Genomic DNA, 24,117 nt, shown 5'->3' on the forward strand with positions numbered 1-24,117 from the left:
CTGTCTCACGTGAAGCACGATTGTCATTACCATCCGGGTGACCCTGCCAAGTGGCATTGTGGCGAATGCCAGATGCACTATTGCAGCCGTTGCATGCCGGATGCCGATACCCGCCAGCGCCGGGCGCTATGTCCCCGCTGCAGTAAAGCCATGCGTTATCTGGGCGCCGCCACTGAGGTGGTGCCCTTCTGGCAGCGGGTGGGGGCGTTTTTCCGTTACCCCTTCCACACCGATCCGCTGATCGTGATCGCCATCTGCACTTTGGTTCCTGTGGTGGCGCCGGCCAATATTATTGGCCTGATCATCTGGCTCGTGCTGGCCCTGGCTCTGTTCAAGTACACCTATGCGGTGATCAACCACACCGCGGAAGGCCATCTGAAACCGCCACCCGTGTCGGTGGCGTTTACCGGCAGCGGTTTTGACATTGTGGTGCTGCAACTGCTGGTGTTTGTGCTGATGGGCGGTTTGGTAGGCGCCGCCGCCATGCTGGGCGGGCCGATACTGATGATGCTGGCCGTGGCGTTTGTGGTACTGGCACTGCCGGCCAGCATCATGGTGCTTGCCATGGAACGCTCTGTGGGCGCTGCTGTAAACCCCATGAACCTGGCGGTGCTGATCTCACGCATCGGCACGCCCTACTTCCTGCTTTACGGGTACCTGATTCTGCTCACCCTGGCTTCCGGCGCGGCGCAGGATTTTGCCGTGAACCATTTCCCCATGTGGGTGGCCCAACCCCTGGCCGGTTTCCTGAACAGTACCTTTACCCTGATCCTGTTTCACATGCTGGGCTACCTGCTGTTCCAGTATCAGGAAGAACTCGGTTTTGCCTCAGACCTTCAGGACGAGATTTCGGAAACCGACCAACACCAGCGGGATCGCAGCAGCCGGTTTGATGCCGATCTGGATATGAACCTGAAGGATGGCAACTACGACCGTGTGCAGAGCATGCTCAAGGAAGCCCTCAAACGGGACCGGACCAACCCTGCCCGCATCGGCCAGCTTTACCAGCTGCTGACCGCCCGCAATGATGCCGAAGAGCTGTACCGCTACCACCCCAGGATTATGGCCTGGCTGGCCCAACGGCATGATGGAGACGGGCTGAATCAACTGTTACAGACGCTGCAAATGGTGGAGCCGAAGTTCCAGCTGGACGACCCGGAACTGGCGGTGCAGTGTGCCGGCACCCTGTACCATCGGGGCCATCACAAAGCGGCCATCCGTTTACTGCAGGATTTCCACAAACGCTTCCCGGACAGCGAGCAGCTGGCACCCGCCTATCTGATTGTGGCCCAGGCCCTGGCCAATGGCCTGCAGCAATGGGAAAAAGCCAGTGCTTTCCTGTCGTTCATCAAGAAGCGCTGCGTGAACCATCCGGCCCACGAGCATATTGATGTCTGGCTGGAACAGGCGGCGAACCAACAACCGTTGAAAGGGCCAAAAGCGAGCTTTCAGGTTTCAGACTGAGGGCGTGCCTGCCACGCCTCAGCCGTGAACCTGCAACAGCTGCCGGTAATGGCGCGCTTTCGGCTCCATCTGCAGTTTCTCGAACTCCGCCACCAGTAGCCGGCAGGCTTCATTCACCATGTCCGGTTCGGCCTTGGCTCGCATGCGTTCAAACGCCTTCTCTGCGGCTTTGAAATCATGGCGTTTCAGGCTGGCGAACAGCACACGATTGTGCGCCTCCGGTGCCAACGGATGATAGGCCTCGCCCTTGCTCAGATACTCCTGCCAGACATCCACCATCTGTTCCGGCTGCCGCCGGGCGATGGCATCGGCCATCATTTCTTCGGCACGCATCCGGTAGCTGTCCAGGTCCGGCCTTAATTTAGCCAGTTGATACAGGTGCTCGAGCAGCACGGGCCGTTCCGGATAACGCTCCCGCAACGCCTCGAACTGGCGCCGGGCCAGGTCGAACTCCATGCGGCCGAGGCTGGCCATGGCCTGGCCATAGGCCTTGGTGAACTGTTCGTCCTGTTCTTCCTGCTCCGGTTCGAAGAACTCGTCTTTCACCTGCAGCCAGCTCTGACCCAGCAGCCACACCAACCCTGCACCGGCCGCCAGGCCACCGGCATGGGCCATATAGGCAATACCGGTGGCACCGGCAAACCAGTAGTCATAGATTTCCTTGCCCAGCCAGACCGGCAGCATGGCGATGGCCGGTGCCCGGAAATAGTTGAAGTAAACGCCCAGGAAGTAGAAGAAGCGGATGCGCTGCAGCCCGTAAATAGCCACATACATACCCATCAACCCGGAAATGGAGCCGGACGCGCCCACCAGAGGTACCTGACTACCCATGGAAAAGGCGGTAAATACCAGGCCGGACAAGGCACCGCAGACAAGATAAGCCACCAGAAAGCGCCCCGGGCCCAGCGCTTTTTCCACGGTAAAACCCAGCAGGAACAGGAACAGCAGGTTACCAATAATGTGGCCCCAGCCGCCGTGCAGGAACTGGTAGGAAATGAGCGTGTACAGCGAGAGCTCTGCCGGCACCAGTCCCAACTGATAGGCACTCATCCGGCTGATCCACTGTTGCTCGATCGCCGAGCGCTGCTCCAGCCAAAGGTTGCGCTGTGCCGGGGCCCAGATCAGATCCCGGTTCTGCTGCAGATACTGGTAAAACTCACGATCCAGCAGCAACGTCACCGCCTGCCAGAGTGCTTCCTCATTTTCCTGAAGTTGCTGGAATTCCTGCAACTCCAGAACCCGCTGCTGGCTGCCTTCGAACTGGATTTCCCGCTGCAGGTAGTCCTCGTAGGCGGGGGCCTCCAGGGCCAGCAGATCGCTCTCCAGATAGTCTTCCAGTGCGGCTTCGAACTTGCGGTCGTCTCCGCCCTGGTAGAACAGAAAGACCAGCAGGCAGGCCATGATCAGGCCCAGGGTTACCCAGGGTGGGCGTTTCCAGTTTACGGCATTCTCGGCAGGAATAATCAGCATGGGCGGTCACAATTCATCATAATCTGTCCCTGAAAAGCTGCTTTTTACCACAGCGGGGCCTTCTTTTCCCGGTGTAATCACACAGTCACACAAATGCCATTCAATCGGTAGCTATAGAACCCGGGCGGCTATCGACCATTCGCCAATTGCCGTTATGGCCTCTGACATCAATAGTGAAGGGGACATAACAAAAAAACGCCGGGCACTCGACTCGAGGAAGCAGCAAATGACCGTACTTGTTCTGGACAACCCCGATATGCTGGCCAAGGCCGCCCTGGCATTCGCCGGCGCCAACGGGCAACTGTCGGCCGACGCCGACCGCCCCCACCGTACCCGATTCCACTACGGTTTCAACAAACACACTCTGGATGCCCCGGATATCGATATGCTCAAGCGGCACGCGGCCTATATCAAAGGGCACCCCGGCATGCAGGTTCGCATCCACGGCCACGCCGACAACTTTGGCTCTGCCGAATACAACCGGTTTCTGGCCCGGCTCAGGGCCAACGCCGTGGCCCGGCTACTGATTCAGGAAGGCGTGTCGCAATCGTCCATCCTGCTGGCCACCTGGGGCTCGGATCGCCCGCTGACCCGGCCGGAGGACCACGCCGCCAACCGGCGTGTGGAACTGGAATACCTGAGCCTGGACGTCGCCCGGGCGCTGTAATCGACAGAAACACAAACGGGGCCCCAAGGCCCCGTTCTTCAATGGCTGGACACAGTTTCAGCCATAAACCTGCCAGACGTTCCAGAACAGCAACAGTGCCGCAACCAGAATCGCCAGCCAGGTTAGCAGGATACCAATCATGCGTGCCCAATGTGGCCCGCCCTTGCCATTGATCATGCCCCAGGCATGGAGAATGCGGCCCACCACCAACGCCATTCCGGTCCAGTAGATCAGCGAACTGGAAACGCCATTGAGCTCGGCAATGGCGAGCATGATCAAACCCAGCGGTGCGTATTCCACAAGATTGGCGTGGGCCCGCACGGCAGCCTCGAATTCCGGGTCATCATTAACCCCAAGGCCCTTGCGGTATTTCAACCGGTACTTGACCACCTGAGCCGACAACACCAGCAACAACAGGCCGGTGACAGCCGCGAAAACAGCAGTGACAGGTACGATCATGTCAGCCCTTCTTGATCTTGTTAACGATGGCCAGCAGCAGTACAGCGCCTACCGTTGCGGTGACCAGGCGGCCAATGGCGCCGTGGGCCGACAGCTGCAACAGGCCAAACAGGAAGCCGCCAATAAACGAGCCGACAATCCCGATACCAATGTTGGCCAACACGCCAAAGCCCTTGCCCTTCATGATCAGTCCGGCCAGCCAGCCGGCCAGACCGCCAATGATCAGAAACCAGATCAGGTTCATTATGTCACTCCCCAGATGTCCAGAATCAGCGTCAGTTTCGTCCGAAAGACTGCCCTGTTTTCACTGGCTGTTCAAGCAGTTCCGTGGGTAAGTGCGAGGTCAGCAATGGCCTCTTCCATCTGTTGGCGACAACGGTGCATCAATTCGGGAATGTCCTCGCTGGTCATGCCCTGTGTTTCGACTGGCGGGAGAATCCGCAAAGGCACAGGCTCCCGTCGTCCGGTCCAGCCTCTGGATTTGCCATGGTATTCGCCCGCACATACCATGGTGATGGGTGCGCCAGCGGCAACGGCCATGTGAAATGCCCCTTTCTTGAAGCTACCCAGGCCACGGCCACGGCTGCGGGTTCCCTCCGGAAACACCCAGATGCTCTTGCGCTCCCGGTTAATGGCATCGCTGGTGGCCTGCATGGTGGCCACAGCTTTCGCCGCACGGCCGCGATTCAGGATGATGTTGCCTCCCAGCCAGAATACCTGCCCGAAGAATGGCACCCACACCAGTGAAGATTTACCAACCGCCACCCCACGAGGCGGCAGCAAATCACCCATCACAAACAGGTCATCGTTCTGCTGGTGATTGGCGATAATCACGGTCGGCCGATCCTTGGGCATGTTTTCAGCGCCGTAGAGGGGGCGCTTCATACCCAGAATACATCGGCCGACTCTTGCCACGACCCAGCCCAGGATACGGTTGTTGTCAGGATTGAAAGGCCGTAAGAGGTAGAGCAACATCATAACCAGGCATACGACAGGAACACTGAGCCAGGCCAGGATTTTTCGAACTTGTGACATTCTGTTTGATCCGATCCACTGCATTTTGGCGCACAAGTGTACGCCAACATCACAGAGCGGCGACAGTATCAATTTGTTCCATACCGTAAGCCGGCTTTGCCTCCACCACATAACGCAACGGGCCGGAAGCGTCCAGGCTGTCAAACGGGTAACAGGTGATCAATACCAGGGTATCCCGGGCCAGAGACCGTGTATCCAGGGACTCCCGGGAACTGTCCACCACCCGGGTGGCTGTCACCTGATAACGTCGCCACTGCCGGTCCATGCCCTGCAGCCTGACCGCATCGCCCGGTTCCAGATGCTGCAGATGGTGAAAGTGAGTGTCACGGTGGCCCGCGAGCACCACCGGCGCACCGGGGCCTTCACTACCGGGCACCCGCCCCGGACCAAACGCAAGGCTTTCACCATGAACGCCCTCCAGCACGATCATGGACACGCCTTGTTCCGGTATATCCAGCTTCGCCACTGGCCAGGTATCGGCCCAGGGCCAGGGCCTCGCCTCGCTCTGTCGGGCCTGGCTCTCGGCCCAGGCCAACTCCAGCATTTCCTGGGCCACCAGTGCCTTGAAGGGAATCCACAAACCAAAAACCAGCAGGGTGGCGGAACAACCCACCAATAATAGCAACGCCCGGCTCATAGCGACTGCCTCCGGCTGAGCATGACAATGGCCAGCGAGAACATCAGCCCCACCAGCCCCAGGGCGGTCAGCAACGGACCGAAGGTGGCAGTTTGCGGGTAACGCAGCATTCCGGGCTGGCTGCCGGCCGGCAGCAAGGTGGGCACGGCCTCCTGATTGAGGGATTCCCCCTCTGGTCGGGATACACGCTCCTCAATGGCGACGAAGCTGGTGAACGGCGACATCACACCGTGGCTCAGTGATAACTCAACGATGGCCGCTTCATCGGGCCCAGTGCCCGCCAGGCGCGCGCTGTCCATCACTGCATCGATGCGCCCCCGGGCCCACTGTCGGTCCAGGCCCTTACCCGGCGCCGCACTGGCAAGATCCAGGCTGGTGCGCCACGGCCGGCCACCGGGCAAACGGCCGGAGACCGTCACTTCCCCTTCGGCCGGCGCACCACGAACCACCTGCACCAGAGGCTGACCATGGAACAGATCCCCCGGCTTGGCCGGCACCGGTTGTGCAGCGTTATCCGGCCATTGCACCTCGACATCCGTCATCACCGGCGCTTCCATGGCGGCAAACAGCTTACCCAGGGCTTTATCCACTTCCGCTGCGCTGTGTACCGCGGTGTACTGGCCCCGGCCCCAGCGCGCGGCTTCCCGGAGAAAATGCATATTTGGTGCAGAACCGATGGCGACGGTAAACAGCCGGCGGTTTCCAAGCCCGGTGCGGATCTGATCGAACAGTGCCGATTCATTGCCGACGGCCCCGTCCGTCATGAACACCATCTGCTGCACATGGCCGGACGGCTCCGAGCTGTTCATTCCCATCGCCAGTGACAGCGCACCGGCCATTTCTGTGCCACCGTCGGCATTCAGATCCTGCACATAATCCCGCGCCCGGGCCAGATAGTGGCCATTGGCAGGCACAGGTTGCGTATAAAGGGCATGGGCCTGGCTGTTGAACTGGATAACATTGAAACGGTCACCGGGGCGCAGGGTGTCGAGCCCCCTCAACAAAGCCGAGCGGGCCTGGCGGATAGACTCCCCGGCCATGGAGCCGGAGGTGTCGATAACGAACAGCAGCTCTCGGCGAAGAACCTGGCCGGTGGTTGCCGGCGGCATGACCATGGCCATCAGAAAATCCTCGCCTTGCCATTGCTGACGGAACAACGCGGCCGTCGGCGCTTGGTTGTCAGCGGGCCGCCAGCGCACAATTACATCCCGGTCCATCAGGATTTGCCCTTGTTCCGGCGCTACTGTTGCACGACTACCCTCCAACTTGACCTGCAGCGGGTGGCTGGGGCTGGTCACCTCATCAACAGGCAATCCGGCTTCGATATCCAACTGAATGGTTGCGCGGTGACTGCCGGGGTTTACGTCATCCGCAAGCACCGTGAACGGACTGATTTCATCGGCATCGGCTACTTGTGTGGTCGGTAATGACCAGCCGGATTGCCATGCACTGGCGGGCGTGGAAACAGGGGCGCCCGGCATGTACCGGGGTGTAAGCGTGGTAGGCAAACGCAACTCGAATTCGCCATGACGATAATTTACCGGTTGCTGATATTGCACCTCCACGGTCACTTCCTCGCCCGGTGCGATGTTGGCAATCCGGCTGGTGAACAGGTTAGGCCGGTTCTGCTCCACGGTCGCCGCTTTCTGCCCAGCCTGCTTCGCCTTTTCATAGTTCTGGCGGGCCTGGGCCCGGGGTTGTAGCTGGCCCACAATCCGCCTTTCGCCAACGGTCATGGTGAGGCCATAGACACTGGCCTGCTCCGGTAACGGAAATACAAACAGGCCTTCCTGCCAGACATCGCTGGTGTTGCGAAAGGTACGGGTCAGGTGCGTCTGCGCCAGCAACCCGGTCACCTGCACGTCAAACCGGCTGTCCAGTACCAGGGCCGGTTCCTGCCATGCACTTTTGCGATCAACCAGATACAGCTGCCCGGGCTGCTCGGATTCCATGGCGCGGGCCTCGGCATACAACGGATGCACAAACAACATCAACACCATGGCCAGCCAGAGGCTGATGCCCTCGGCGCAGCGGATCATGTTTCGTCTGGCCCGGGTCGACAGCAACGGTTTTAAGGAGGGACGGTGACATTCCGGCCGAACGACCGGGTGAGCAAGCAGCGATAGCAGCATCATTTGATTTTCCTTGTCTTGATAATGATGCCACTATTTCAGCTCAGCCACGGGGCAACCCGATGGCAGAAACAGGCAGGCCGACGATGAAAAATGATGAATTATGGCAATGGCTTCTACATCGCTTGTGTGCCATGGTCAGCGTGATTTAATGGCACTGCGATTTCGTCAACAAGGCAGACTGAACCGACCATGAAGAAGCACATCGTCCTGATTGAGGATGAAGCCGGCATCCGCGACAACTATCGCGCGGCCTTCGAACGCCGGGGTTACCGGGTATCCACCTATGGCGACCGGCCGGCGGCCTGGCAGGTGCTGCGCCAAAGCCTGCCAGATCTGGCCATTATCGATGTCGGGCTGGGCGAGGAAGCCGAGGGGGGCTTTACCTTGTGTCAGGATCTGCGCAGCCTGTCCGCCACCCTGCCGATTATTTTCCTGACGGCACGCGACAGCGACATCGATTCCGTACACGGCCTTAGGCTGGGCGCCGACGATTACGTCACCAAAGACATGAGTCTGGAACACCTGCTGGCGCGCATCACCGCCCTGCTTCGGCGCGCGGAAGCCTGGGCCGAAGCGCTGCAGAAACCCGATGACATCCTCACGCGGGGCAAGCTGACCCTGAATGTGGACCGGATGACGGTGGCCTGGCAGGGCCAGCCTGTGGACCTGACCGTAACTGAATTCTGGATGTTGCATGCCCTGGTTCAGCACCCGGGCCATGTACGCAGCCGCGAGCAGCTGATGGAAGCCGCCAGCACCGTGCTCGATGACAATACCGTGACGTCCCACATCAAGCGCATCCGTCGCAAATTCAGCCAGCTCGATGACCAGTTCGACGGCATTCAGACCGCCTATGGCATGGGCTACCGCTGGAATGCCCGTGAGGTCTGAGTCTTGAGCCTGAAACGGCAGTTGCTGCTGGCCAGTTTGCTGATGCTGCTGGTTCCCTGGGCAGGGCTACGCTTTGTGCTGGAACTGGACAGTGCCCTGCGCCAACAGGCCCTGCAGCAGCTTCAGGCCCAGGGCGCCCGTCTGGCAGACGTGGCCGGCGACCGGCTGCTGGATACCCCGGTCGCCACCGACCAGGGCGCCATCTACGCAGGCAGCACCGACCAGGCCATCACCATTGATGGCTATGGCCATGAGTGGCCCGGATTCGACGAGGGTGACCAGCCTGCCCCCTGGCAAACCGCCGGCACAACGTCCCCGTTACGCTGGCAGGCCAGTCACGATGACCAGTTCCTGTATTTGCTGATCCAGCGACTGGATCAGGGCCTGGCGCTCTATAATCCCGCCCGACCAGACCAGGCCCATGAACGCCTCGAATTATGGCTTCAGGCCCCGGCCCGGGAACTGGGCACCCACAACCAGGGGCAACGCTGGTTTATCCGTGCGGTGGCCCCTGGTGACGTACCGGTGTACCGGGCTGAGCCGGCACAAGCCAGAGATCACCGGCTACAGGCCAGTTGGCAGGACAAAGGCGCAAGCTGGGAACTGGAACTTAAACTCCCCTTGCCATCACCAGGCAGCAGGCTTGGCTTTCAGGCCACCAGGGAAGGTCAGCCAAACAACAACACGGGCACAACACTGGCGCCACCACCGCTGCTGGTGCAACAGGACAACCGTCTGGAGCACCTGCTGAAGAGTCAGATCAGCCCCGGACAGCAGGCCACAGTACTGGAACCGGGGTCCTGGATACTGGCCCACAGTCGGGTCGCTGCGCCAGCCTCAGCCTCGGTGTTTGATGACTTGTCCCCCGGGCAGATTCTGGAACAGATCAGCCTCAACGCACTGAGTGGGCTGATTCGCCTGTATCAGCCGGAACCGATGCACTTGCCGAAGGAAAACAATCGGCTGGAGATGACGCGGTTGCCCGACAACGGTCTGGTTCGACACGACGATGGCTCGGTCTGGCTGGCCACGCGGCATGAGTTGTTCGGCGGCCGAATCCTGTTACTGGAGCAGTCCCTGGATCAGTTACTGACCCTGTCCGGTTCAACCCTGGGGAGCGTTCTGGCCCGGAGCCTGTTGATCATTCTGGCATTGATGCTGGTGCTTCTGGGTTATGCCAGCTGGCTCTCCTGGCGCATTACGCGGCTGCAGGCACTGGTTGAGGCCAGTGTCGATGACGATGGTCGCATTCTGGCCGCCATTCCCTCACCCCGAAGCCGGGACGAACTCGGGCAACTGCAGCAGCACTTTGCCCAGATGGTAGCCCGCCTGCAAAACTACAATCAGTATCTGGAGAGCTTTTCCAGACGCCTCTCCCACGAGCTGAAAACCCCGGTCGCGGTGGTGCGCTCTTCCCTTGAGAACCTGGCCCAGGGAGTCGCCGAGAAAGAACGGCAGCAATACCTTGAGCGTGCAGCTACCGCCACCGAACGCCTGCGACGTATCCTGCACAGCATGAGTGAAGCCGCCCGGCTGGAGCAGAGCTTTGAGGACACCGAAAAAGAGCCGTTCGATCTGGCCCGGGTGCTGGCCGAAGCCACCTCCGCGTACCAGCAATTGGATACCGGGCATCGAATCGTTTATTCAGGCCCGGCTTCTGACTGTGTGATGAACGGCTCGCCGGAAATGCTGGTGCAGATGCTCGACAAGCTGGTGGACAACGCCAGGGACTTTACGCCAGAAGGCGGCGGCATTGATGTTTGCCTGCACATTCACGATGGCCATTACCTGATCGAGGTGTTTAACGAAGGCTCCCGACTGCCTGACCATGACGGCGTCGATATTTTCGGCGCGTTCGTCTCGCAACGCAGCGGCGCCCACGACGGGCATCTTGGCCAGGGCTTGCTGATCGTGCGACTGATTGCCGACTACCATGGTGGCCGGGTAGAGGCCAGAAACCAGCACCAGAGTGGCATTGACGGGGTCTGCTTCCGGGTTATCATCCCCGCTACCGAGGCCAAAACAAGGACATTACCGTGAGTGCCGACACCAGCAGCCTGGATTTTCACCCGCTCCGGGCGGATCTGTACCAGGAACTTCATTCCCGACCGTTCCAGATTATTCCGCCCCATGCCCGGGTCACTCAGATTGCGGTGATCACCACACCGGAACAACGAACCCGGCAGTTTGAACATCTCCAGAAACTGCACCGGCTGCTGGGTGAACCCTGGCCGGAGCAAGAGGTAAGCTGCTACGAACAGAGCTTCGGCAAGCTTCGGATCCGGCGTGAAGTGCATATGGAGTTTACCTCCTACACCTTCATCAATCTGGCCGATTCAGACGCGGATCCGTTTGCCGAAACCGGCCTGAGCCTGTTGCCGGACGGCTGGCTGGCGCAGCTGGAGGGTACCGTGGTGGGGGCCTTTCACGTTGAGGTGCGCGCCTCCTCCGAGGACGCACGCAGCGAGCTGGCCTTTATGCGCAAACATTTTGAAGGTATGCGCCTGGTGGGTAGCAGCCCGCAGGAAGGGGCAGCCCGGGTACTCGGCTCATTCCAGTTGCACAGCGACAATTTCGGGCGGTTCATGGTGCTGAACCACCATATGTCCAACAGCCAGCTTGGTCGTCTGGTTCAGCGTTTGATGGAGATCGAGACCTATCGCCTGATGTCGTTGCTGGCCTTACCCGTGGCCCGGGAAATCACCCCTTCCCTGAACGACATGGACCAGCAGCTTGCCCGCATCACCCAGTCTCTGGCGGACAACGAGAGCCTGGATGAACAGCAGATTCTGGCCGAACTGACCAACATCGCAGCCCGAATCGAAGCCTACCGTGCCCATACCACCTTCCGGTTCTCGGCGACCCGGGCCTATCACCGGCTGGTGCTGACCCGGCTGGAGGAACTACGGGAAGACGAAGTCTCCGGCCACCTGACCATCACTGAATTCATGACCCGGCGCCTGACCCCGGCGGTAAAAACCTGCGAAGCCGTCAACGAACGCCTGGAAGATCTGTCACGCCGGGTCGACCGGGCCTCTGAAATGATGCGCACCCGGGTTGAGCTGGCCATCCAGAGCCAGAACCAGCAACTGCTCAGTTCCATGGACCGCCGTTCCCGCATCCAGCTGATGATGCAGCATACCGTGGAAGGCTTCTCTGTGGTGGCCATCTCCTATTACCTGATTGGCCTGTTGAAACTTGGGCTGGACGCCCTGAAGGGTACCGGGCTACCGATCAACGAATCACTGGTGACAGCCCTGGCCATACCGGTGGTGATGGTGCTGGTGTTCATCGGCATCCGCATCATCCACCATCGTTTCATCCGCATGGCACGCCGGCAGTAGCGGTTCAGCAGAAGCGCGGATCCCCGGCGAACTGGCGATAGAACTGCTGGGCAGTGCGGCCATTGCGCACGCCCTTGCCGGTGGCAAAGCGCACCGCCTCCAGGTGCAGAGCTTCACGGTCCTGTACCTGGGGAAACAGCAGATCCACCGCCTGCAGATAGACATCCTGCGAAAACGGGTAGAACGACAACTGAAGACCGAACCTGTCGGCCAGCGACACCTGCTCCTCAATAGCCTCGGCCGGATGCAGTTCGCCATCCCGGACTTCGCTTTTGAGGTTGTCGCTCATGAACTCCGGCATCAAGTGGCGCCGATTAGACGTGGCATACACCCGCACATTCTCCGGCGGCAGCTCCAGTGAGCCTTCCAGCACGCTTTTCAGTGCCTTGTACCCGGATTCCCCCACATCGAACGACAGGTCGTCACAATAGATCACAAACCGGAACGGCAGATCGCAGATGTCGTCGACAATTTCAGGCAGATTGACCAGGTCGTCCTTGTCCACCTCGATCATGCGCAAGCCCTGATCGCAATAGCGGTTCAGAAGGGCCTTGATCAGCGAAGATTTGCCCGTCCCCCGCGATCCCCAGAGCAGCGCATTATTGGAGGGCTTACCCGCCAGAAAACGTTCGGTGTTCCTTGCCAACGCCTGCTTCTGGTGGTCGATGCCGGTCAGCGCCGGCCACTGCACCGGGTCCAGCCGGCGAATGGCCCGCAAGCCTGAACGATGCCTCCGCCAGACGGCGGCTGGTGTGTGTTGCCAATCAAACGCCTGTTCTGCCATGGGCTGCGGTTCCTCGTTGAAGATTTCACAAAGTCTGTATGAATTCTGGCCAGCTATGGCTGTCAGAGGTTACGATTTGCAACTACACTGTAGCGGTAAGCAACATAGAAGGTTCATTTTGACATTCCCCACGTTTTCAACGCTACAGCGCCCGATCTTAGTCGTCTCCCGGCTATCTTTCATGGCTCTGCTATTGTCGTTGGTTGTTGCCGGGCTCGCCCAGGCAGAGTCCCCTGAGGACAGGCCTCCGGTGATTACCATCGGCGTAGTCGCCGACAACGAGCCATACACTTTTTTCGAAGGGCGCACTCCAACGGGATTTTCCATTGACGTCCTGCGAGAAGTCGCTCGTAACGCCAACCTGACCTTCGATTTCCGGGCCGGCAGCTGGCCAGACATTTACGCGGCATTCCTGCGGGGCGATCTGGACGCCATTGATGGTATTTCCTGGCGCCCGGAGCGGGCTGAAAAGATCCTGTTTACCGAACCCTACCATTTTCGCGAAGTCTACCTGATGCGCGACAGCGCTCGTTACCTGCCCCCAATCCAGAAACTGAAGGACCTGGCAGGCCTGAAAATCGGGGTGGTGGAGAACATATACTACCTGGATCGGCTGCAGGAAGAAGACCTCACCATAGAGACCTACGACACCCTGCCCAGCCTGGTGCGGGCCCTGGCCTTTGGCTGGGTGGATGTAGCCGTTGGCCCACGCCTGACCATGGAGTACCTGGCCAACCAGGCCGGCTTCCGTTTTCTGGAGATGGCCGGGCCCGCACCTCTGAACCAGTTATCGCGGGAAGACTTTCGAATTGGCGTCAGAGTTGGCGACCGGCTACTCCTCGACCGCTTACAGGCCGGGCTGGATGCCATTCCGACAAACCGTCTGAGTAATCTGCGCGAACGCTGGCAGGAGTTCGGTGGCTATTCTTCAGAACAATCCGCCAGGCTGCCTTTAAGTTCCGAACAACTACGGTTCCTGGCCAGCCTCGGGCCGGTTCGAGTTGGTTTCATGGACGATTATGCTCCGTTCAGCTTTACCGATGGCGGCCGAACCCTGGGACTGAGCGTGGACGTTATGGATCGTCTGGCCGACCTTACCGGCCTGCAGATCATTCCGGTACGCGGCCAGTGGGACGAGCTGATTCCAATGCTGCAGAACGGCGATATCGATATCATGGCAAACATGTCCTATCGCCCGGAACGGGAAGCCTTTGCCCGTTTCACCGAGCCCTATCACACTATCCCCAATGTCATATTTACCCGCAGTGACAGCCTGAACTACACCCGGCTGGAAGACCTGAGAAACTACCGCCTGGCCATCGGTGCCGGCATCTATTACGAAGAGGCCGTCAAAGAGATTCTGGGCACAAAAAATCTGCTCACCTTCAGCACCCAGGAGCCTATGTTCCACGCCTTGGCGAAGGGCGACGTGGATGTAGTGATCAATGCCCTGCATTCGGGCAATTACTGGATACATGAACTTGGCATCAGCGGCGTGCGTATTGCCGGCGAACTGGTACTTCCCGGTTTTACCGGAGAGGATCTGCGCTTCGGCATCCGACCGACCCTGTCGCCCCTGGCGGATATCCTGAATCAGGCTCTGGCGTCGATCTCACCCACCGAGCAGAGAACCATCGAAACCCGCTGGCTCGGCGCCACGGCCCGCCGGGCTGACCAGTCAGGTGGCCGAATTGAGTGGAATGAAACGGAAGCCGACTGGCTGCAACAGCATAATCGCAGAGTCCGTATTTGTGTCGATCCAGACTGGAGCCCGCTGGAAGCCGTCGAGAATGGCCAGCATGTTGGACTCTCAGCCCAGGTACTGGAGCTGTTCCGGGAACGGGGTGACCTCAATTTCCAACTGGTGCCAACCGACAGCTGGCGGGAATCCATTGACGCCGCCCGCGACCGCCGCTGTGACATGTTCCCTATGGCTATGGAAACCCCGGAACGCACCAGCTATATGAGCTTCACCACACCCTACCTTGAAGTGCCTAATGTCATCATGGGGCGCATTGAGGCACCGTTTATCGAACGGCTGAGTGATATGGGCGACAGGCCCGTTGGCGTGGTCGACGGCTACGCGTTTGCCGAGCTCCTCAAGCAACGTTACCCCTCGCTGCAGCTCGTTCCGGTTGGCTCCGAGCAAGAAGGGTTACGGCAGTTGCAAAACGGCAAACTGGCCGGCTACATCACCACGCTGGCGACCGCCAGTTATTACATGCAGTCACTCGGCCTGGCCGACCTGAAAGTGATCGGCCGGGTTCCTGCCGACTGGTCTCTGGCCATTGCTACTCGAAATGACGAGCCTATACTGCACAACATCATGCAGCGGCTGGTTTCCAGCCTCACTCGAGAGGAGAGGGAAAACCTGGAGAGTACCTGGCGTAATCTCCGGATTGAGGAACGGGTTGATTACACCCGTTTCTGGCAGATTCTGATTGCCGGCCTTGTGATAACGGCTCTGCTGGTGTACTGGAATCGCAAGCTCGGCCGCCTGAACCGGGAGCTGGCCGAGGCCAACGAAGCATTATCACGGCTGAGCGTAACCGACAATCTCACTCAACTGGGTAATCGCAGCTATTTCGACCGCGAGTTTCCCCGCAGCTTCCAGTGGTGCCAGCGCCATAAAACCGGATTCGCGGTGGCCATGGTGGATGCCGACCACTTCAAGAAAATCAACGACACCTGGGGCCATGAAGCCGGTGACCAGTGCCTTCAGGCACTGGCTGATGTGATGCGGGAGCACTTCCGCCGGGAAACCGACCGGTTGTCGCGTTTTGGTGGTGAGGAATTCATAATTTTCACCAGTTACGAAGACGCATCCGATATCATGGACCGACTGGAACGTTTCCGGACAGCGGTTGCCAACCGGCAGTGCGATACCTGCCAGGGTAGCCCGATCGAGCTGACGGTCAGTATTGGCCTCGCCTATGGCGTGCCCGAGCCGACCGGCTCACCGGCAGAGTATCTGAGGCAGGCCGATCAGGCGCTCTACGCCGCCAAGGGCAATGGTCGAAACCGCCTGGAAGCAAGACAGACCGGACGCAAGACATAAGGAACAGGAGCAGAACATGGCACGTATCTATAACGACAATTCCCTTTCCATCGGCAACACACCGCTGGTGAAGCTGAACCGGGTAAACGATGGCGCAACGATCTGGGCCAAGATCGAAGGCCGGAACCCGGCATACTCGGTCAAATGCCGGATTGGTTCCGCCATGATCTGGGATGCCGAAAAACGCGGTACCCTGAAACCCGGCATGACTATTGTCGAGCCCACCAGTGGTAACACTGGCATTGCCCTGGCCTATGTTGCCGCTGCCCGCGGTTACAAGCTGATTCTTACCATGCCGGCCTCCATGAGCCTGGAGCGGCGTAAGGTTCTCAAGGCCCTGGGAGCCGAACTGGTACTCACCGAACCCGCCAAGGGTATGCCGGGCGCCATCGCCAAGGCCGAGGAGATTTTTGCCTCCGACCCGGACAACCACTTCCTGCCGCAGCAATTCCAGAATCCCGCTAACCCGAAGATTCACGAGGACACCACCGGCCCGGAAATCTGGGACGATACCGACGGTGAAGTGGATATCTTTGTTGCCGGCGTTGGTACCGGCGGCACGCTGACCGGCGTATCCCGATACATCAAGCAAACCCGGGGCAAAGCGATTACCACCGTGGCGGTGGAGCCGGCGGATTCACCGGTCATTGCCCAGACACTGCGGGGCGACGAGATTAAACCCTCCCCCCACAAGATTCAGGGTCTCGGGGCCGGCTTTGTACCCAAGAACCTCGACCTTGACCTGGTCGATCAGGTAGAGGCCGTGTCCAACGAGGACGCCATGGCCATGGCCCATCGCCTGATGCGGGAAGAAGGCATTCTGTGCGGCATTTCCTGCGGCGCTGCGGTGGTGGCCGCGATTCGGGTCAGCAAACAGCCGGAACACCAGGGCAAAAACATTGTGGTGGTATTGCCGGATTCGGCCGAGCGTTACCTCTCGTCGGCCCTGTTTGCCGATACCTTTGGCGAGCTTGAGAACCAGCAGTAATTCTCACCGTGCCTGAAAACAAAAAAGCGCAGCCTCTAAGGGCTGCGCTTTTTTTAACGACTGACGTCAGTGTCAGAACTGGAATTTCAGACCAACCCGACCGGTATCGAAATCCGGACCGTCGTTGGTTACCTGGCCGTTGAAGTCGTCTTCATCGATGTCCACATTGTAGCGGTTGTACTCAGCAAACGCCGTCAGCTGTTCGGTTACCCGGAAGTCGACACCGGCACCGACAAAAGGATTCACCTCATCGTAGGTTTCGTCCTCATCGAAGGCTTCAACATCAAACGCGGAAGCAAACGCACCGGCCTTGGCATAAACGCCAAAGCTGTCGGTCAGTGGCAGGCGACCGATGGCACTCAGGCCCGCGCCTTTAAGCTTACCTTCCACGTCATCATCGCCGAAATTGCCAAAATCGATGTATTCGGCTTCAAGGGCAAAGAATTCGTTGAACTGATAGCCCAGAGCCGCGCCAAGCAGATCGTTCTCGTCCTCGAATTCGCCACCGTGGGCCTTGTATCCCCCGTAACTACCACTGATGTACGGTCCTGACTTGTCGCGGCTGACATTATCCTGAGCCCAGACAGCAGGGGCAGTGAAGACGGCAGCAGTCAGAACAGTTGCACACGCAAATCCAGCTTTGTAGCTCATAACGCGTTTTCCTCTGTGGTTGGGTTTTCCATTCGTCGAAACGATCAATCGGAAATCCTGTTTCCCGATTGCGTAAAACCAGCCTACAGAAGAATTCAGGGGTACCGGGTTAAAACCGGACTAAGATTTCTTCACATTCCTGTCATCTCGTTCCCGCAGATAACCGTCGGTAATCCGCGTCACGGCCGCTCCCGCCATCGCCACACTGCCATAACTCAGCCGGGAAATGCCGTGGTGCCATACCCGAACCACTCTCGCTCCGGGCCGGGTAACCGGCACAGCTTCCAGTATCCGAAAGCTTTCTTCGGCCACCGACAAATGAACCCGCTGCAGTTTCACCGCGCCGTGTTGCACCCCGTGAGCGAGCAGATCTACCAGGTCCAGCCACCAGTGCATGTCGCCATTACCCTTGTTCATACCAACCAGTCCTCCAGTTGCTGGCACACCGATGTATGGTGAGCCAGGCGGATATGATCCACACCCGGAAAATTCGCACAGCCCGCCAGCTGCCAGCCGGATTGGCCAGCGCCTTCAGCACTGGCCTGCTGCACCAAGGCGTCACCAAAGAGCAGGTTCGCAGGGTGTTGTTGACCGCGCAGGAGCAAGCCACTGATCACATAATGCCGGGCCTCCGGTAACAGTGGCTGAGGCTCCACACCGGGTTCCAGGACATCGCCCCGGGACAGGTTACGGATACCCTCGCTACGCAGGTCGATCACTTCACCAATCACCCTCAGATAGTCCCGGGATCTCCGGTTTAACCAGCCGGCCGCCCGGTGGGCACCAACCGCCAGCCAGGAGCCATCGTGTGGCGAACCGATGTACACGCAATCCGGGTTCCGTGTGACCCAGGAGTGCCCATTCACCAGACCATAGTGGCAGGCACTTCGAATCAGCAATCCGCCCATGCTGTGCCCGATCAGGATCAACCGCTGCACCGGAACGGGCCAGTTACTGACCAGGGATTCAAGCAGAGCCGCCAGCTCCTGACCGTTACGATAAATCGGCCGACCGGTGTTGAAACGCAGTTTCAGGGCGCTGGCATCGCCAAGCTGTTCCGCCAGGTAGCGCCCATAGTGGTAACCCGGTCGCGAGGGAAAATCCCATACCGACTCCAGTTCCATGAGGCCGTGGATCGACAGGCACAGGGTACGGCCGGGCGCCTCGGGTTCCGGTTTCTCTACCTGCAGCTCTGTATCTCCGGCAAATACGGACATAGGAACGGCAAGACCATTGCCACGATGCTCCAGCCAGTCGCCAAGAAAACCACTGGCGATGGCCGCTACCTGTTGCTGGATTCGCCCGGTTGAGACCTGAGGTGCCATCATCATTCTCCTGTTGATAACTCCAGTGTACGCCTGCCAGGGACAATGGCTATGGCGATAATCGGGCCAGAATACGGCTCACGGGCGAATGGCTGCCAACGCTTCGGCTCAAGGAAGTTTAATCTGCCCGCAAGGGCGACAGAGAGGGAATCCTGATACGCTTTCGAACCGTATTTGTCGTTTAACCGGGAAAATACAAGGAAGCATCCAATGCGATCTGCTGTTCTCTTACTCACTCTGACAAGCCTGATTTTCTCCGCGCTTCCGGCATCGGCCGAAAGCACAGAAGAGGCCACACCGGAACCCGAGGTTATGGGGTTCGTGGAATGGGTGGTAATGGGCGAAACCGGCATACGCCTGAAAGCCCGTCTCGACACCGGTGCCAAGACCTCCTCTCTGCATGCGGTCAATGTTGAACCGTTCGAGAAGGACAATGAAGAGTGGGTCCGGTTCCAACTTCCACTGGGCGACCACAAAGACCAGCCCAGTGAAGGGGATATTGATCACGAAGAAGTGATTCTCGAATTCGAACGGCCGGTATACCGGACCGTTCTGATCAAGCGCAAGGGCGCGCCGTCACAACGCCGATACGTGATAAAAATGGACTTCTGTATTGGCGGCAAAACCCATGAAACCCAGTTTTCACTGACGGATCGGGGCAAGTTCTCTTATCCGGTGCTGCTGGGCCGTCGCTTCATGCGCGATGACAACATCCTGATCGACTCAGGCCGCAGCTTTATCGTTGAAAACGAGTGTGAATACAGCACCCTCGAGGAACTCGCCGAGAGTAAGAAGGCGCTGGCAGGCTGAACTATTCGATACTCTCCGGTTCGTCATTACGAATTCTTAGAAAGCTGGCGAACCGGGGTAAGCCTGTAGCCGTGAGGCCGCGATAGCGGAACGTAACCCGGGCGCCAATAGCAGGCGGATTGTGCCGCTCCTCATCGGTAAACCCGGTGCCAAGCCGGAACCGGCGACCACTTTCCAGCTCTACCTCCAGTGCCCCCAATAATCCCTCATACTTGCCCTTGCCGGGAAGATGAGCAACCACTGTGGCTTCCGCATCCTGATGTTTTTTCACTTTGAGCAGGTCATCTGAACGGCCCGCCTGATACCAACTTTTGCGGCGTTTCAGCATCAGTCCCTCACCACCGGCCGCGACCGTTTGCTCAAGCCGGGCCATCAGCTCATCGTGGCTGGCAACTACCCGCTGTTCCACCAGTACCAGATAACGCGAATCTGCTGCGGTCACCAGCTGTTGCAAGCGTCTATAGCGTTGCTCAAAAGGCCGATCTGGCTCGGGCAAATCAAAGACGTAGAAGCGCACCTGACGCCATTCCTGGTCTACTGGCTGAACTTTGCGGACTACGCCAGATAGTTCCGCAAAACGGCCACGACCGCTCCAGAGTTCGCCATCCAGCGGTTGAGCGGGAAACTGACGGGTAAACCAGGCCGGTGCGCTATACCTGTACCCGCCCCGAGACCAGAGCGTCTCGCCATCCCAGAATACCCGGACACCGTCCAGCTTTTCACTGACCCAGTACTCTTCCAGATTGACCCCGGGATGGTAGACATTGGCGAGCGGAAGAGCCGGCGGCCGGCCACTGGCGTGCCCAAACGCTGAAAGGAAGATTGATACAACAATAAAACTGAATGCCAGAGGCATCGCCCTGACACGGGTGGTATTGCAGAGTGGCATAGTCCTTTGCCCTGTTACGTCCCTGTTTACAGAATTCCGATATTGCGGCTCTTAAGCCGTTACATACTTCAGCAGCTCTACCACCTGTTCCGGCGTTTGAGCCCATGCCATGGCGGCGGCGTCCACTTCTTTGAGCGGATGCACAATGTCTTCGTCATGCAGGGTAATGTATGGCGTGCCCATGGCCGCACAATAACCGGCGTCGAAGGCCGCGTTCCACTGCTTGTACTTGTCACCAAAGCGGATGACCGCCAGATCACACTGCTCAAGCAGGGTTTTGGTGCGGATGGCGTTTACCTTGGACGACTGGTGGTCACGCCAGAAATTGTTCTCCGGCTTGCCCAGGAAGTCACCTGCGGCATCACTGGATTCGTGATCGGTATTGGCAGACGTGAACTCTACCGGCAGGCCCGCCGCCTCGGCACCCGCAGCAATCTGCTCGCGCCAGTCGGTGTGGATTTCGCCGGAGAGGTATACGGTCCAGATCATGTTGGGCTCCTTACGCCAGTTTAAAGCCGGCCAGTCTAACCTACAGGCCGGCTTTAATGTAGGCATCAGACAGGTGTTACAGCTCCAGCTAACGGCGCCCTTTCGGGTTCATCATGCAGTTGGCGTAATAGGTGGTCGTGGCCGGCCAGTCCGAGAATACACCAATGACGCCCACCTCCCGAGCCAGCACATCAATCACATTCATGACATCGCCGTCGTTATTGATGGCATCCGAAACTGTCTGGTAATACCAGCCACCGCCATTTGCCAGGGGACCACTACGCTCCACGGTCCAGGCGATCAGATCAAGACCAGCCATGCGGGCATTGCGGGCATACTCAGACGGTTCAATCTCGCCATAACTATCCAGCGCCAGCATTTTCCAGAGCGCTGGCGCCAGAATGTTCACGCCCCGGGACTTCAGGCTTTCCATGTGCGCCAGAGACTCTGTATCCGGCGTGATCGGCGACTGATCCAGAAACACTGCCTGTTCACCAAAGCGCGGCATTTCATTCACCCAGAAGAGTACGTCGTCCAGATTAAACGATTGCGGCCACACATCTTTCGGGTTAATGCCAGCGTCGATGTAATCCTGAATCATCTGACGGGCGTAGTCCCGCTGGCTGTACTCGCCCTCAAACGGCATATCGACCACTGGCGTTTTAAGCTCCGGTGTGAACTTGGCGCCCAGTGACTTGAACAGCTCTATACTCTCGCGGTGGGTCATCAAGGTGCCCCGGCTGGCATACAGATCGGTGCGCCAGTCAGCAGTGCCGCCGACATACTCTTCCGGTGTGGTCGCCATCGGATCGTAGGCGTCCATCTTACCCTCGAGGGTCTTGAACTCCGCCAGGGTGATGTCACTGGTCCGGCATTCAGCCTTGGCCGGAGTGCCGGATGCCGGATCAGCAGGGACGAACGGCTGGGTACACTTCGCGTTCAATTCCGGAATGGTGACAATGTTGGTGGTGGTGTGCAGATCATTCTGGGCGTGGCGACACACCAGCTCGCGATCCTTGGTGAAAGCAACATCACACTCCAGAATGCCAGCGCCCATCCTGGCGGCGGCGATGTAGGACTCCCGGGTATGTTCCGGGAACTGCAGGGGCGCTCCCCGGTGGCCAATCGAGAAGTCCGTAGCCTGGAAGTTGCGCACGTCACAGCTCTTGAGACGTTCCTTGAGCGGGCCGTCATCCATATCCTCAACCAACCAGTACGGCCTCGCGCCCACCTGAACCGATGGCTTGCCCTGATACTTGTACCAACCTTTATGCCCCTGGTGATCGTGCCATGCCTTTTCCAGCCCAGGCGGCATCCACTGACGTTCATCATGCCAGCCCGGTGTGGCATTGGCGGCTCCGGCCATCAGAGTACTCAACACCACACTTGCGATAACGCGTAACTTCATAACCTGCTCCTTGTGAAATGAATGATACTGCAGCGTCAGTGTTCACAAGAGCCATGACCACCGCATGACGTTTTTTTGACCAGCCGATCAACTTCTCTTCATATGCAGACTTTTCCTACAAGGATCTGACTGATCTTCCTACACACTATTTACGACATTCCGGTACATTCGGCCGCCCCAAGAACCCATCTGGAGTATCGAATGGACGCCCCGGCAATCTCACGGACAGAGAAAATGCTCTCTGCTGTTCTGAATAATCTGAAAAAATATCTGTTGGCCATCGCAAGCTCGCTGTTCGCGGTCTTCCTGGCCATGTCTTCCTTCTTTACCACGGAGCTGGGCTACACCTATGTGGTTCAGGACACCCTGTTTGGCACCATCCGCGTGTTCACCGAGCCCGGCCTGCACTTCAAAGTGCCGTTCTTCTCAAACGTTTATACCTACAATCAGGCCATGACCCTGAGTTTCGGTAACCAGGAGAGCGGTGAAAAGATCAAATCCACCCGCCAGCTGGGCGAAGTGGAAGTGCAGTTCGCTGACACCTACACCGCCCGGATTCCGGCCACTTTCCGGTTCCGACTGTCAGCAGATCCCGAAAAGATTGTGGCTATGCATCGTGAGTTCCGCAGCTACGACAACCTGATCGATTCCCTGCTGATCAAGAACGCCAAAAACGTGACCGTAGTGACCGCCACCCAGTACACCGGCGAAGAGTTCTTCCAGGGTGGTCTGAACAAGTTCAAGGTTCAACTGGAAGACCAGTTGCAGAATGGCCTTTACGAAACCGAGCGACAGCAGGTGGAAGTGGAGCAGACCGACCTGGCTGCCGTATCTTCAACCAATGACGACGGCGACCGGCTGGAGCGGAAAGTGCAGCTGGTCTGGAAGAACATCATCCTGCAGGACAGCGCCGGCCAAGCCAAGCGCATTGCCAACCCGCTGGATGCTTATGGCATTCAGGTACGCCAGGTGACCATTGGTCGTCCGCTGCCCGAGAAGCGACTGGATGAGCTGCTGGTGAAAAAGAAGGACCTGGTCGCCAAGCGGATTACCGCGATCCAGGCCCAGGAAACCGCCCGCGCCGAAGCCAAAACCGCGCAGCTGGAAAAAGAGATCGAGAAGGCTCGGGCCATCCAGGACGCCCAGCGCAGCAAAGAACTGGCCATTATTTCCAAGCAGAAAGAAGTGGAAATGGAGCGCCAGCAGGCAGAACTGGAAACCGTCCGCAAAGAAAAAGAAAAGGCCGTAGCCGTGCTGGAGAAACAGAAGCAGCTGGAAATCTCGGTTGCTGAAAGAGACATCCAGAAAGCCAATGCCGAAGCCGCCACCTACGCTGCAAAAGCCATTCGTGAGCAAGGCCTGGCGGAAGCCGAAGTCGCCAAGGCACACCTGCTGGCCAAACAGGCCGCCCGGGATATCTACATGGCCGAAATCCAGCGCGATATCGCCCAGGTAATGTACCCGGCCCTGAAGGACGTAACCATCGATATGCCGGACTACTATGTCGGGGCCGACGCAGGCGCCAGCCCAGTCAGTAGCCTGGAAGTATTTACCAGTCTTGGTGCTATGGAGCAGTTGCGCCGGTCTTCAGGACAGACCATCCCTCAGTAAAG

The 24,117-nt window shown here is 58.7% G+C and carries 22 protein-coding genes; 9 read left to right on the forward strand and 13 right to left on the reverse strand.

The window, feature by feature from the left end:
- The first annotated feature begins 9 nt into the window (after window positions 1-9).
- Complete coding sequence (locus Q669_RS17390) at window positions 10-1,464, forward strand: hypothetical protein (protein ID WP_036149913.1); 1,455 nt, start codon at window positions 10-12, stop codon at window positions 1,462-1,464.
- Window positions 1,465-1,482: 18 nt separating this feature from the next.
- On the opposite strand, the gene Q669_RS17395 is transcribed toward Q669_RS17390, so the two are convergent.
- Entirely contained in the window at window positions 1,483-2,934 is a 1,452-nt protein-coding gene (locus Q669_RS17395) for a rhomboid family intramembrane serine protease (protein ID WP_022993251.1), read from the reverse strand.
- 226 nt (window positions 2,935-3,160) lie between these two features.
- Between Q669_RS17395 and Q669_RS17400 the strand changes: the two genes are divergently transcribed.
- A complete protein-coding gene (locus Q669_RS17400) occupies window positions 3,161-3,601 on the forward strand; it encodes an OmpA family protein (protein ID WP_022993252.1) in 441 nt (146 codons plus the stop codon).
- 57 nt (window positions 3,602-3,658) lie between these two features.
- Here Q669_RS17400 and Q669_RS17405 read toward each other — a convergent pair whose 3' ends face one another.
- From Q669_RS17405 to Q669_RS17425, 5 genes are all read right to left on the reverse strand, one after another.
- Window positions 3,659-4,060 carry an MAPEG family protein gene (locus tag Q669_RS17405; protein ID WP_022993253.1) on the reverse strand — a complete coding sequence of 134 codons (402 nt, stop codon included), beginning with the start codon at window positions 4,058-4,060 and terminating at the stop codon, window positions 3,659-3,661.
- Between the two features lies 1 nt (window position 4,061).
- Window positions 4,062-4,304, reverse strand: coding sequence for a GlsB/YeaQ/YmgE family stress response membrane protein (locus Q669_RS17410; protein ID WP_011787088.1), 243 nt, complete (start codon window positions 4,302-4,304; stop codon window positions 4,062-4,064).
- A 71-nt stretch (window positions 4,305-4,375) separates the two neighbouring features.
- Window positions 4,376-5,095: a lysophospholipid acyltransferase family protein gene (locus Q669_RS17415; protein ID WP_022993254.1), complete on the reverse strand. Its 720-nt coding sequence runs from the start codon at window positions 5,093-5,095 to the stop codon at window positions 4,376-4,378.
- 49 nt (window positions 5,096-5,144) lie between these two features.
- Entirely contained in the window at window positions 5,145-5,732 is a 588-nt protein-coding gene (locus Q669_RS17420) for a class GN sortase (protein WP_022993255.1), read from the reverse strand.
- Complete coding sequence (locus Q669_RS17425; RefSeq protein ID WP_022993256.1) at window positions 5,729-7,867, reverse strand: marine proteobacterial sortase target protein; 2,139 nt, start codon at window positions 7,865-7,867, stop codon at window positions 5,729-5,731. Before Q669_RS17425 ends, Q669_RS17420 begins: the two co-directional genes overlap by 4 nt.
- A 189-nt stretch (window positions 7,868-8,056) precedes the next feature.
- Between Q669_RS17425 and pdsR the strand changes: the two genes are divergently transcribed.
- Genes pdsR through Q669_RS17440 form a run of 3 tightly spaced genes read left to right on the forward strand, consistent with a single transcriptional unit; the run spans window position 8,057 to window position 12,102 of the window.
- Window positions 8,057-8,758, forward strand: a complete 702-nt coding sequence (pdsR, locus tag Q669_RS17430) for a proteobacterial dedicated sortase system response regulator (RefSeq protein WP_011787092.1) — start codon at window positions 8,057-8,059, stop codon at window positions 8,756-8,758.
- Window positions 8,759-8,761: 3 nt separating this feature from the next.
- Window positions 8,762-10,798, forward strand: a complete 2,037-nt coding sequence (gene pdsS / locus Q669_RS17435; protein ID WP_022993257.1) for a proteobacterial dedicated sortase system histidine kinase — start codon at window positions 8,762-8,764, stop codon at window positions 10,796-10,798.
- Window positions 10,795-12,102: a DUF3422 family protein gene (locus Q669_RS17440; RefSeq protein ID WP_022993258.1), complete on the forward strand. Its 1,308-nt coding sequence runs from the start codon at window positions 10,795-10,797 to the stop codon at window positions 12,100-12,102. The genes pdsS and Q669_RS17440 overlap by 4 nt, the downstream gene beginning before the upstream one ends.
- A gap of 4 nt (window positions 12,103-12,106) precedes the next feature.
- Here the strand turns inward: Q669_RS17440 and Q669_RS17445 are convergent, their stop codons facing one another.
- Window positions 12,107-12,886, reverse strand: a complete 780-nt coding sequence (locus tag Q669_RS17445; RefSeq protein ID WP_022993259.1) for an ATP-binding protein — start codon at window positions 12,884-12,886, stop codon at window positions 12,107-12,109.
- A 181-nt stretch (window positions 12,887-13,067) separates the two neighbouring features.
- Between Q669_RS17445 and Q669_RS17450 the strand changes: the two genes are divergently transcribed.
- The gene (locus Q669_RS17450; protein WP_022993260.1) at window positions 13,068-15,944 is read left to right on the forward strand and encodes a transporter substrate-binding domain-containing protein; all 2,877 of its coding nucleotides are present in this window, start codon (window positions 13,068-13,070) and stop codon (window positions 15,942-15,944) included.
- Window positions 15,945-15,960: 16 nt separating this feature from the next.
- Window positions 15,961-16,932 (forward strand): cysteine synthase A, encoded by a 972-nt coding sequence (cysK, locus tag Q669_RS17455; RefSeq protein WP_022993261.1) that lies wholly within the window; start codon window positions 15,961-15,963, stop codon window positions 16,930-16,932.
- Between the two features lie 72 nt (window positions 16,933-17,004).
- Here the strand turns inward: cysK and Q669_RS17460 are convergent, their stop codons facing one another.
- From Q669_RS17460 to Q669_RS17470, 3 genes are all read right to left on the reverse strand, one after another.
- Window positions 17,005-17,583, reverse strand: a complete 579-nt coding sequence (locus tag Q669_RS17460; RefSeq protein WP_011787098.1) for an outer membrane beta-barrel protein — start codon at window positions 17,581-17,583, stop codon at window positions 17,005-17,007.
- Between the two features lie 120 nt (window positions 17,584-17,703).
- The gene (locus Q669_RS17465; RefSeq protein WP_014422941.1) at window positions 17,704-18,000 is read right to left on the reverse strand and encodes a hypothetical protein; all 297 of its coding nucleotides are present in this window, start codon (window positions 17,998-18,000) and stop codon (window positions 17,704-17,706) included.
- Window positions 17,997-18,914, reverse strand: a complete 918-nt coding sequence (locus Q669_RS17470; protein ID WP_227501135.1) for an esterase/lipase family protein — start codon at window positions 18,912-18,914, stop codon at window positions 17,997-17,999. The genes Q669_RS17465 and Q669_RS17470 overlap by 4 nt, the downstream gene beginning before the upstream one ends.
- A 204-nt stretch (window positions 18,915-19,118) precedes the next feature.
- On the opposite strand from Q669_RS17470, the gene Q669_RS17475 reads away from it, so the two are divergent.
- Entirely contained in the window at window positions 19,119-19,718 is a 600-nt protein-coding gene (locus tag Q669_RS17475; RefSeq protein WP_011787101.1) for an ATP-dependent zinc protease, read from the forward strand.
- A 1-nt stretch (window position 19,719) separates the two neighbouring features.
- Here Q669_RS17475 and Q669_RS17480 read toward each other — a convergent pair whose 3' ends face one another.
- The 3 genes from Q669_RS17480 to Q669_RS17490 all read right to left on the reverse strand — a co-directional run bounded on the left by Q669_RS17480 (window position 19,720) and on the right by Q669_RS17490 (window position 22,504).
- The gene (locus Q669_RS17480) at window positions 19,720-20,607 is read right to left on the reverse strand and encodes a DNA ligase (RefSeq protein WP_031211824.1); all 888 of its coding nucleotides are present in this window, start codon (window positions 20,605-20,607) and stop codon (window positions 19,720-19,722) included.
- Window positions 20,608-20,658: 51 nt separating this feature from the next.
- Window positions 20,659-21,096 (reverse strand): YtoQ family protein, encoded by a 438-nt coding sequence (locus tag Q669_RS17485; protein ID WP_014422944.1) that lies wholly within the window; start codon window positions 21,094-21,096, stop codon window positions 20,659-20,661.
- Window positions 21,097-21,184: 88 nt separating this feature from the next.
- Window positions 21,185-22,504: a glycerophosphodiester phosphodiesterase family protein gene (locus Q669_RS17490; protein WP_022993264.1), complete on the reverse strand. Its 1,320-nt coding sequence runs from the start codon at window positions 22,502-22,504 to the stop codon at window positions 21,185-21,187.
- A 201-nt stretch (window positions 22,505-22,705) separates the two neighbouring features.
- On the opposite strand from Q669_RS17490, the gene Q669_RS17495 reads away from it, so the two are divergent.
- Window positions 22,706-24,115 (forward strand): SPFH domain-containing protein, encoded by a 1,410-nt coding sequence (locus tag Q669_RS17495; RefSeq protein WP_022993265.1) that lies wholly within the window; start codon window positions 22,706-22,708, stop codon window positions 24,113-24,115.
- Window positions 24,116-24,117: the final 2 nt, after the last annotated feature.

The sequence above is a fragment of the Marinobacter sp. C1S70 genome (assembly GCF_000475355.1).
Taxonomy (GTDB): domain Bacteria; phylum Pseudomonadota; class Gammaproteobacteria; order Pseudomonadales; family Oleiphilaceae; genus Marinobacter; species Marinobacter nauticus.